Source organism: Anaerococcus sp. NML200537 (assembly GCF_026131715.1).
GTDB classification, from domain to species: Bacteria; Bacillota; Clostridia; order Tissierellales; family Peptoniphilaceae; genus Anaerococcus; species Anaerococcus kampingae.
This window is the reverse complement of the sequence record NZ_JAMXSL010000031.1, coordinates 16,717-27,915: the sequence shown is the minus strand read 5'-3', so window position 1 is coordinate 27,915 and position 11,199 is coordinate 16,717. Positions and strand designations below refer to the sequence as shown.

Annotated in this window: 9 protein-coding genes; 6 read left to right on the top strand and 3 right to left on the bottom strand. The window is 37.5% G+C overall.

What is annotated here, in order from left to right:
* The first annotated feature begins 309 nt into the window (after positions 1-309).
* Entirely contained in the window at positions 310-1,302 is a 993-nt protein-coding gene (locus NH288_RS08810; RefSeq protein ID WP_265214705.1) for a sugar kinase, read from the top strand.
* 60 nt (positions 1,303-1,362) lie between these two features.
* On the opposite strand, the gene NH288_RS08805 is transcribed toward NH288_RS08810, so the two are convergent.
* From NH288_RS08805 to hcp, 3 genes are all read right to left on the bottom strand, one after another.
* Positions 1,363-2,043, bottom strand: coding sequence for a YwaF family protein (locus tag NH288_RS08805; protein WP_265214703.1), 681 nt, complete (start codon positions 2,041-2,043; stop codon positions 1,363-1,365).
* 64 nt (positions 2,044-2,107) lie between these two features.
* On the bottom strand, positions 2,108-2,752 hold the full coding sequence (locus tag NH288_RS08800; RefSeq protein WP_265214701.1) for a Crp/Fnr family transcriptional regulator: 645 nt from the start codon (positions 2,750-2,752) through the stop codon (positions 2,108-2,110).
* 71 nt (positions 2,753-2,823) lie between these two features.
* The gene (hcp, locus tag NH288_RS08795) at positions 2,824-4,440 is read right to left on the bottom strand and encodes a hydroxylamine reductase (RefSeq protein ID WP_265214700.1); all 1,617 of its coding nucleotides are present in this window, start codon (positions 4,438-4,440) and stop codon (positions 2,824-2,826) included.
* Positions 4,441-4,616: 176 nt separating this feature from the next.
* Here hcp and NH288_RS08790 point away from each other — a divergent pair, with 176 nt between their 5' ends.
* The 5 genes from NH288_RS08790 (at position 4,617) to tkt (ending at position 11,169) form a co-directional block, all read left to right on the top strand.
* Positions 4,617-5,702: a glycosyltransferase gene (locus NH288_RS08790; RefSeq protein ID WP_265214698.1), complete on the top strand. Its 1,086-nt coding sequence runs from the start codon at positions 4,617-4,619 to the stop codon at positions 5,700-5,702.
* Between the two features lie 162 nt (positions 5,703-5,864).
* The gene (locus NH288_RS08785) at positions 5,865-7,478 is read left to right on the top strand and encodes a mannitol dehydrogenase family protein (protein ID WP_265214696.1); all 1,614 of its coding nucleotides are present in this window, start codon (positions 5,865-5,867) and stop codon (positions 7,476-7,478) included.
* A 131-nt stretch (positions 7,479-7,609) separates the two neighbouring features.
* Positions 7,610-7,987 (top strand): GntR family transcriptional regulator, encoded by a 378-nt coding sequence (locus NH288_RS08780; protein WP_265214695.1) that lies wholly within the window; start codon positions 7,610-7,612, stop codon positions 7,985-7,987.
* Positions 7,980-9,062 (top strand): DUF5808 domain-containing protein, encoded by a 1,083-nt coding sequence (locus tag NH288_RS08775; protein WP_265214693.1) that lies wholly within the window; start codon positions 7,980-7,982, stop codon positions 9,060-9,062. The genes NH288_RS08780 and NH288_RS08775 overlap by 8 nt, the downstream gene beginning before the upstream one ends.
* Before the next feature lie 121 nt (positions 9,063-9,183).
* The gene (gene tkt / locus NH288_RS08770) at positions 9,184-11,169 is read left to right on the top strand and encodes a transketolase (RefSeq protein WP_265214692.1); all 1,986 of its coding nucleotides are present in this window, start codon (positions 9,184-9,186) and stop codon (positions 11,167-11,169) included.
* Positions 11,170-11,199 lie beyond the last annotated feature (30 nt).

Below are 11,199 nucleotides of genomic sequence, written 5' to 3'. Positions count from 1 at the left end.
TCGAAAGAAAAAATCAGTATATTATCTTGATAAATCGCCCTTTTCTATAGAAAAGGGCCACCATCAATCTATAATATATTTGTATTGTAAGAAATTGAGCTACAACTTTTTGGGGGTACCATAGGGCCTCTGCTGCCCCCTTGGGTTCCCCCTATTTACGAAGATTCAATAGTAAATAAAAAATAACTTACTAATTGATAAAATTACGAAGAAAAATAGTAAATAATAACTATTAATTAAGTAAATAATTTACAAAAAATGGGATAGTTAAGGGCCAGCCCTTAACTCCCGATACCGAAAGGAGGAAAAATGAAAGATAAAATTGTTTGCATGGGAGAACTAATCCTACGACTCTCCCCACCAGGTCATGAAAGATTTATCCAAGCAGAAAATTTTATGACCACCTACGGGGGCAGTGAAGCCAATGTAGCTATAGCCCTAGCCAACCTAGGCCAAAAGGTAAAAATGATCACAAGACTTCCAGACAATTTCATAGGAGATGCAGCCATAGATAGCCTCAGAGACTTTGGCATAGATATGAGCCATATAGCCAGGGGTGGAGAAAGAATAGGAATCTACTATGCAGAAAATGGCATAGGCCTAAGGCCATCCAAGGTAATCTACGACAGGAAAAATTCCTCCATGAGTCAGGCCAAATACTTTGAATTTGATTGGAAAGACATATTCGAAGATGCTAAGATTTTCTTCCTATCAGGCATAACAGCAGCCCTATCAGAAGAAGGTAGAGAACTTACCAGATATGCTATAAAAAGAGCCAAAGAATACGATGTAGAAGTAATCTTTGACCTAAACTACAGGTCAAACCTTTGGCCTTTAGATCAGGCGGCAGAATTTTATAGGTCAATCCTAGATGATGTCGATATCCTAATAGGAGTACTTCCTACCCTTCACTCATCCTTTAAGGGAGTATTTGACCATGTAAGTGTATCAAACATGCTCATAGATCTATACAGGAAATATGATCTGAAATATGCTATATCCACAATCAGGACCTCATTTTCAGCCTCCAAAAACGCCCTATCAGCAGGTGCCTATTGTGGGGACGAATACATCAAAACCAGGGCTTACACCTTTGATATAGTAGATAGGATAGGAGGAGGAGATGCCTTTGCAGCAGGACTTATCAATTCCTACTCAAAGGGCAATGATATGTACGATGCCCTAGAATTTGGGGTAGGCCTATCAACCCTAAAACACACCATGGAAGGCGACTACGCAATCTTTACAGAAAGACAAGTAAGAACCCTAATTTCAGGCAATAAGAGAATGATATTTTATTAAAAATGACATATTAGAAAAACAAAAACCGACGCAAAAATTTGCGTCGGTTTTGCGTCGGTTTTAATTTTTTCTTCCTTTTTTATTTCTGATTTTCTCTTTAATAATTTCTACTAGATAAATCGCCCCGCTCATTAGGCCTGTCATGGCTAGGGAGATTATTATTGGGCTAAGGCCGTTGAAATATTCTATAGGGACCTTGACTAGGTAGCCGTAATTGGCATTTAGGCTTAGGTCTAGGATTAAAATTATAGAATTTATAACAGCTGTCGTTAGAAAAATCTCTTTAAATCCTAATTTTTGCTTATTTTTTAGGCAAATTAGCATTCCACAAGCCATTAGGACGTAGTGGTTGGCCACATAGGTTAGATTTGTGACATGGGGCCAGGCAAATTTGGATGGATCTGGTATAGAAAAGGCGATACTTGTCCCAATTAGAGCCAGGTCTGCAAAATAGCTTTGGATTTTTTCTTTTCTTAAAAAGTAAGAAATCGCAACCATTATCCCTGCAAGCCTGCAGTGGTAAAGAGGAAGGCCTTCCTTAATTAAAAGGTCAAAATCCATGGCATACCAGGCAAATAAGACTCCCTGAAGGATAAGGGAAGTAACAAGTAAACTTTCTAAAAGCTTTTTTTTGTCTTTGAGTTTGTAAACTATTAGTAAAAATAGAATTAGACCAAGCCTAACATAGGTCATGTTGAAGGCAAAAGTCCCATCTGTTGTGTGTCTGAAAAAATATTGCATAGTTATCCTTTATAAAATAATATAGGATTATTATATAATATTTTCGGGCCCTTGCCTAGGTCTTTTATAAAATTTCCGTTAATTTTTCCTTGTTTACGGCAATTTTTGATCCATTTATAGATAGTAGATCATCATCGGCCATCTTTGACAGTTCTCTAGAAAGAGATGGCCTGGTTGTGGTTAGGAAATCTGCTAGGGCCTCCCTATTCATATTTAGATTTATCTTGCCATCTTCTTCTATTTCTAGAAAATATTTGGCAATCTTTTGGCGAAGGCTCATTTGGGAAGTGATTTGGTTTTTCTTAGAAAGGGCCAGGCATTTCTTGGATAGGAAGGTGATATAGGATTTTAGGAATTTTTGATTGTTTGACCTTTCAAATAGGCCCTTAAAGTCCTTGATGATAAGGATTTTAGAATCCTTATCGCAGACTGCATCAAAATCAAAGGGCTCATTTAGGTAGGCATAGACTTCTCCAAATAATACTTGCTTATCAAATTTTTGGAAGATATACCTCTTGCCATTTGAATCTATTTGATAAACGCTAAGGGCTCCTTCCTTTAGAAAAAACAAGTCGCCTGACCTATCACCGATCCTAAAGACATAGGCATCTTTGGCATAGGTTTTTTCGATTATTTGAGTATTTGCTGTCATGTCTTTTATTTCTTCATCACTTAAATTTTTAAATATAGATATTTCTTTTAAATTCATACTTACCTCTTTTTAAAAGATACCCCACTGTATAAAAAATAAGCAAAGCCATGAGACTTTGCTTAAATTTTTTAGCCAATCATTTTTTCTAAATCTTCTTCTACTGTGGTATTTGGAGCTATGTTGAAGTTTTCTACTAGGAAGTTGACTACTGTCTCTGATAAGAAGGCAGGAAGTGTTGGTCCTAGGTGGATATTTTTAACTCCCAAGCTTAGAAGGGCAAGGAGAACTATTACAGCCTTTTGTTCATACCAAGCTATGTTGTATTCGATTGGTAAATCATTTACACTTTCTAGGCCAAAGGCATCCTTTAGGGCTAGGGCAATTTGTACAAGGGAGAATGAATCGTTGCATTGACCAGCATCTAGGACTCTTGGTATGCCGTTGATATCTCCTAGGCCTAGCTTGTTGTAGCGGTATTTTGCACATCCTGCTGTAAGGATTATTGTGTCTTGTGGTAGGCTTTTGGCAAAGTCTGTGTAATAAGATCTCTTAGAGCTTCTACCATCGCAGCCTGCCATTACGACAAATTTTCTGATATTTCCTTCATTTATTTCATTTATAACCTTATCAGCTAGGGCTAGGACTTGATTGTGGGCAAAACCACCGACAATCTTTGTATCTTCAAGATTTGTTGGGGCTTGGCATTTCTTAGCTTTCTCGATTATAGGAGAAAAGTCCTTGTAGCCATTTTCATCAGCTTCGATGTGGATTGCTCCTGGATATGCTGCATTTGATGTTGTATAGAACCTATCAAGGTAGGTGTTGTTTTTCTTTGGTGGGACAATGCAGTTGGTTGTCATAAGGATTGGGCCGTTAAATTTCTCAAATTCTTCATTTTGGCTCCACCAAGAATTTCCGTAGTTGCCGTGGAAGTGGTCGTATTTCTTAAAGGCTGGGTAATAATTGGCAGGAAGCATCTCTGAGTGGGTGTAGATTTCTACTCCAGCATCCTTGCTTTGTTCAAGGAGCATTTCCATATCATTTAGGTCATGGCCTGAAATTAGGATGCCTGGCTTTGATCCTGCTGAAAAATCTACTTCAGTCATTTCTGGATTTCCAAATCTTTCGGTATTGGCCTTATCTAGTAGGGCCATGGCAGCCACCCCGTGTTCTCCTGTTTTTATTACTAGGTCAATTAGGTTGTTGATTTCCTTATCCTTTTTGATTGTTTCTGTTAGGGCGAAAGATATAAATTTATCGACATTTTCATCTCTGTAGCCTAGGACATTGGCGTGGTGGTTGTAGGCGGCCATTCCCTTAAGACCGTAGGTCACAAGCTCTACGAGAGATCTTTCATCTTCATTTATGATATTTAAAACACCTACTTCGATGGCCTTTCTTTTTAATTCTTCATCATCAAATGATATGTAGGCTTCAACTTCGTTTAGGTCTGTGATTTGGTGTTTATTTGTGATTTTTTCCTTCATGGCCATGGTTTTTTTAACCGCATCTAGGATAAAATCTTCATCAAAATTGGCATTGGTTATGGTTATGAAAAGATTGTTAGAAATCCTGTCATAGACCTTATCACATACCTTTCCTGCCTTCATTACTATAGATGCTAGGCCCTTGGTTGTATATATTAAAAGATCTTGGAGATTTGCAACATCTTCACTCTTGCCGCATACGCCGACTTTGGTGCATCCTTTATTTCCTGCTGTTTCTTGACATTGATAACAAAACATATATTTTCCTCCTGATTTTTCTTCTTCAATTCTTATATTTCAATTATAGAAGAAATTTCACTAAATATCTGTAACATTAGTTACCAAAGATGATTTTTTTAAAATTTTTATGAGTTTAGGATGAAAAATGATATAATAGGACAGAAATCATATATTGTAATAGAAGGGAGTAATCCTTGAAAAATAAAATTAGAATTGTCCATGTCATGGGGTCAATGGGAGTCGGTGGAATCGAAAGTCTTCTTATGACTATAATGAAAAAGCTAGATCCTGATAAGTTTGCCTTTGATTTTTTGGTCCACAGGATTGATAATCCACTGATGAAAGAACAAATAGAAAGTCTTGGTGGAAGGGTATTTACAATAGATAAGCTAAATCCACTTAAACCTTGGGTCTACTTAAATGACTTGGATAAATTTTTTGACAAACACAAAGAAATAAAAATTCTTCACAACAACTTTAGGGGAACAGAGGCCCTTATCCTAAGAAAGGCCAAGGCCCATGGCCTTGTGACTATATCACATAACCATGGCATCCAAAATTCCTCAAAGCTTAAAAACTTTATAAGAAATCTTTTTAAGGGTCAGGTAATAAAATATTCTGATTATAGGTTTGCTTGCTCTGATGAGGCAGGTAGAGACCTCTATGGGGCTTCTTATGTAAAGATAAATAATGGGATTGATCTGGATAAATTTAGATTTTCTGACAAGTTAAGAGATAAGATAAGAAAGGAATTTGACCTTTGCGATAAGTTTGTGCTTTTAAATGTGGCAAGCCTTATGAGTGTTAAAAATCAAAGCTTTTTAATAGAAATCATGCCAGAACTTGTAGAAAAAAATCCCGGAATTCGCTTAATATTTTTAGGCGATGGGCCAGATGAAAATATGCTTAAAGATAAGGCAAGGGAGCTTGGAGTCTCTGACTTTATCTTGTTTTTGCCATCTAGTAATAGGGTAGGGGCCTACCTTTCAGCAGCGGACCTTTTCTTATTTCCATCTCTCAGGGAAGGGCTTGGCATAGCGGCTATAGAAGCCCAGGCATCAGGCCTTAAGGTCTTAGCATCAGACAGGATACCAAAAGAAGTGGGCATAAGTCCTTACTTAAAGTTTCTTCCTTTAGAAAAGGCTAAGTGGATTAGGGAAATCCTTGATACTATGCCATATGACAGGCTAGATTTTTCTAAAGAAATTAGTGACGCTGGTTATAATATAGCAAGCACAGTTTCATACCTAAGTGATTTTTATCAAAGTATTAGCCTGTAGAAAAATTATTTGTAAATAAGAATAAAAATAATTGCTAAAAACCGATTCTTATCATATAATATAAGTAGAGAGAAATCTTTTTCCTGATAAATTCAGGAAAAATTTTATAGGTAGAATGTAAGCGCTTAAGTTATCTATTTTTAGGCAAAGAAAGGAAATTATATGACAGAAGTTAAATTATCCCTACAATCAATTCAAAATGACAAGGCCCTATGGGAAGAAAAAGGCTTTGTCTTGCCAAGCTATGACATTGAAAAAGTTAGAGCAAATACTAAAGAAAATCCTGAATGGGTGCACTTTGGTGGTGGAAACATATTCAGAGCATTCCCAGCAAGAGTTCAAGATGAAATCTTAGATGAAGGTCTTGCTGATACAGGAGTTATTATTTTTGAAACCTTTGGTGCAGAAAAGCTTGACTATATATTTGGTGCAAATGATAACCTATCTACAGCTGTAACACTCAAATCTGATGGTACTGTTGACCTAAGAGTAGTAGGAGCAATTGCAGAAACAGTAAAGGCAACTAAGAGCCAAGATTGGGCAAGGGCTGAAGAAATCTTTGCCAAAGAAAGCCTAAAAGTAGTATCTTTTACTATCACAGAAAAAGGCTACAATATCAAGGGTCTAGATGGTGATTTCACAGATCAAGTTAAGGCTGAAATGAAAGATAAGGACCTTAATGTTTCTAACTCCATGGCCATAGTTGCAGCTCTTTTATACCACAGATTTAAAAATGGAGCTTATCCAATAACCATGACATCAATGGATAACTGCAGCCACAATGGTGATAAGCTAAAGGCATCAGTATTAGATTTTGCCAATGCTTGGGTAGAAAATGGCATAGTTGAAAAAGAATTCGTTGAATATTTAGAAGATGAGACCAAGGTATTTTTCCCATTATCAATGATAGATAAGATTACACCAGTTGCAGATGAATCAATCGGTAAAATCTTAAAGGAAAAAGGCTACAGCCCAGTAGAAAGTCCAATTATGGATGGCAGACCACAACCACCTTCATATGTAAATGCAGAAGAAACAGAATACTTAGTAATAGAAGAATCAAAGGCTACATCCTATCCAGCATGGGATAAGAAGGGCATCATCTTTACAGACAGAAAGACAGTAGATGAAGTAGAAACAATGAAGGTAACAACCTGCCTAAACCCACTTCATACTGCCCTTGCAGTCTACGGTTGCCTACTTGGCTATGACCTAATCAGTGCAGAGATGAAAGATGAAGACCTAGTTAAACTCATCAAGGGAGTAGGCTATACAGAAGGCATGCCGGTAGTAGTAGACCCAGGTATCATCAATCCAAAAGAATTTATCGATACTGTACTAAATGTTAGATTCCCTAACCCATTCCTACCAGATGCTCCACAAAGAATAGCAACAGACACATCTCAAAAGGTAGCTGTAAGATATGGTAAGACCCTAAATGCTTATAAGGCTCAAAACCCTAAAGCAATCAAAGACCTAAAATTCATCCCAGCTGTTATAGCAGGTTGGTTAAGATATCTACTAGCTATAGATGATGAAGGCAAAGCCTTTGAACCATCACCAGATCCAATGCTAGCAAGCCTACAAGAAGACCTTAAAGATGTGAAATTTAAGGACAACGAAGGAATCGATGATAGCCTACTAAAGATTATAGGCAATGAAGAAATCTTTGGCATAAACCTAGTAGAAATAGGCCTTGCTGATAAGATAATAGCAGACTTTAAAGAAATGAATAAAGAAGAAGGCGCAGTAAGAAAATTCCTACAAAGCCTATAAAATACAAAGACCACCGGGTAACTGGTGGTCTTTTTTTGCCTAAATTAAAAGGCGAAATTTTTTTGTAATTTTGACTTGCACATCATACATACATGTTATATTATATCTATAACAGATAGGGAGGAGGAAAGATGTTTTTAGAAATTGATTTTGAATCGGATATAGCGATTTATGAACAAATCAGAAGGGCCTTTATTGTGGGTCTTGCTCGTGGAGACCTAAAGAAGGGAGACAAGCTGCCTTCTGTAAGGGACTTGGCCGAGGAAATTGGTATAAACCTACACACCGTAAATAAGGCCTACAAGCTCCTTGCAATCGATGGTTTCATAGTCATGGACAGGAGGTTTGGGTCTATGGTTGGCAAGGATTTTGAACCGGTAGATGATAAGGAAGTCAATCTCATAAAAGATGAATTAGCCTATCTTGCATCTTTTGCCAAGCTTAAGGGCCTTAGCAAGGAAGATTTTATTGCATGTATAGAAAATATTTGGGAGGATAAAAATGACTGAAGGAAATTTCATCTCTATACTTTACGCTTCATCCATCTTGCTTGTAGGAATCTTGCAAGTCTTTGTCAATTCTTTTTCCAAAAAAGGCTACGTCTTTGGGATTAGGCTTGATGAAAATAGCGATGGTTTGAGACAAATAAATAAAAAATATAAACTAATGACTTTGATTTTAACTCTAGCCTTAGGAGCTATTCAATATTTAATATCACTTGTGACAAATAATGTCGGTTGGATAAGCCTATATTTTTTCCTAAGTTTGGGACTTATCATGATACCTCTAATTTGGGCCAACAAGGAAATAAAAAAAATTAGTAAGTCTAGTAAGCAAGAAAGGAAAAAACTTGTAAGCATCGGAGGAGTAAGGAAAATTTCTTACAAGCCAATCTTCCTTATTTACGGCCTAAGTCTTGCCCTAATCATAGGTGGCAGCCTATATTTATACCTAAATTATGACAAGCTCCCTGATAAGCTTATTATGCATACAGATTTTAATGGAAATATCACAGATATCCAAGATAAGACTTTGGCAAATGTCTTTATGCCAAGCCTTATAAGCCTAGCAAATTTGGCACTTTTTGCCATGGTAAATTATTTTTTGATCAAGGCAAGGCCAAGGCTTAGCCAGGAAGACCCGGAAAGGTCTCTAGCTGATAATACAAAGGCTAAAAATCTTTGGTCCTATTATCTAGGGATAAATGCCCTTCTCATGACCATTCTTTTTGAAATTGGTATAACAAGCTTTAGCTTCGGAGGAGGAGATGGTCTTGTAAATATTCTAACAGGTCTTACCCTCATAACTGCAATTGGAGGAGTAATCTATTTAGGTTTTAAGGTGGGAACTGACGGATCAAGACTTAATAATTTATCCTATACAAGCTTTGAAGAAGATGATGATAATTGGGTGCTTGGCTCTACAATCTATAATAATCCTGACGACCCAGCCCTCTTTGTAAATAAGAGAATTGGTGTGGGGATGACTGTAAATATAGGAAGACCAATGGGCAAGGTCATTTTAATCCTTTCAGTTATAATTTTAATCGCAAGCCTTGTAGCCTTATTTAAATATTCAGCCTAAGCTTGTGTCTACTAGCAAAGCTAGTTTATTAAATAACATTCTTATGATGATGGGGATAAGTGAAGTATAATAGGCTTGAAATAAATATGTAAATCTACTAATTTTTTGCAAAGGAGACTTAATGTTTACAAGTGATGATTTAAAGGCAATTAATGCCATTAGAACCCTATCCATTGCCCAGATAGAGAAGGCAAATTCTGGCCACCCAGGCCTACCAATGGGTGCAAGCCCTATGGCCTATGTTTTATTTAACAAGATTTTGAAGGCAAATCCTAAAAATCCAAAGTTTTTTGACAGGGACAGGTTTATCCTATCAGCAGGCCACGGATCAGCCATGCTTTATTCCTTACTTCACCTATCAGGCTATGATTTATCCATGGATGAGCTTAAAAACTTTAGACAAGCCGGCTCAAAGGCTCCAGGCCATCCAGAACTAGGCATGACCGAAGGAGTAGAGGTTACAACAGGACCTCTTGGTCAAGGTATAGCCCAAGCTGTCGGTATGGCAGCTGCTGAAAAGCACATGGCAGCCCTTTATAATAAGGATGACATGAAGGTAATTGACCACTACACCTACGCCCTATGTGGTGATGGTGACCTAATGGAGGGGATTTCTTATGAAGCAATGTCACTTGCAGGTCATCTTAAATTAGATAAGCTAATCATCCTTTATGATTCAAATGATATCTGCCTAGATGGGGACCTATCCACATCTTTTTCAGAATCTGTAAAAGACAGGGTCCTTGCACAAAATTGGGCCTATGATAAAGTTGCCGATGGCAATAACCTAGATGCAATCTATGAAGCAATAACAAAGGCTAAGGAAAATGACAAGCCAACCCTAATTGAAGTTAAGACTATAATTGGTTTTGGTTCCAAAAACCAAGGCACAAACAAGGTTCACGGGGCACCAATCGGAGAAGAAGACTTTGAATATGTAAAGAAAGCCTATGAATGGAGCGCAGCAGATTTTGAAATTTCTGATGATATCTATAAAATATTTGAAGATGGAATTAAAGCACGAGGAGAATCTGCAAATAAGGCTTGGGATGAGCTTTTAAAGGCTTACTCAGAAAAATATCCAGAAGATTACAAGGAATTAATGGCAGGAATCAATAGAGAGCTACCAGCAAATTTCATGGACCAAGTTAGAAAATATTCTCATGAAGATAAGGCCCTTGCTAGCCGTGCATCAGGAGGAGAAATCATCCAAGACTTGGCAAAGATTACCAGAAACTTCTGGGGTGGATCAGCTGACCTCTTCTCATCAAACAAAACTAATATCAAGGATTCAAAGGCCTTTAGAGATGATAGCCCATGTGGTAGAAATATTTGGTATGGTGTAAGAGAATTTGCCATGGCAGCTATAGGCAATGGTATCATGGCCCACGGAGGAAGCTTCCACCATGTGTCAACTTTCTTTGTATTTTCTGACTACCTAAAGCCAGCTGTAAGGCTTTCAGCCCTATCACACCTACCACTAACCTACGCCATGACCCACGATTCAGTAGCTGTTGGGGAAGATGGCCCTACCCACCAACCAATCGAACAACTTGCTATGCTAAGGGCAATTCCAAACACCCTAGTTATAAGGCCAGCAGATGCCAATGAGACAAGGCTTGCTTGGAAGGTGGCTCTAGAAAGTAAGGATAGGCCAGTAGTTATTGCCCTTACTCGTCAAAATATCCCAACCTTAAAGGAAACTGAAAATTTAGAAAATATCGATAAGGGTGCCTACATCATAAAAGATGCTGAAAATCCAGAACTTATACTAATAGCAACAGGTTCAGAAGTGGCTCTTGCCCTTGAAACAGCAGAAAGATTAGAGAAATCTGGCAAGGCTGTTAGAGTAGTATCTATGCCATCTATGGAATTATTTAGAGAACAAAGCGCAGCTTACAAGGAAGAAATACTACCAAAAGAGCTTACAAAGAGAGTATCAATTGAAATGGGAACATCCTTTGGCTGGTCCGAATGGACAGGCTTAGATGGTCTAAATATTGCCATTGACAGGTTCGGTATATCTGGTCCAGGCGAAGAAGTTGCAAAAATTCTAGGCTTTGACCCGGATGCAATAATTGAAAAGATAAACAAAAAATATTATTAGAATCAAGGCTATGGATTTTCCATAGCTTTT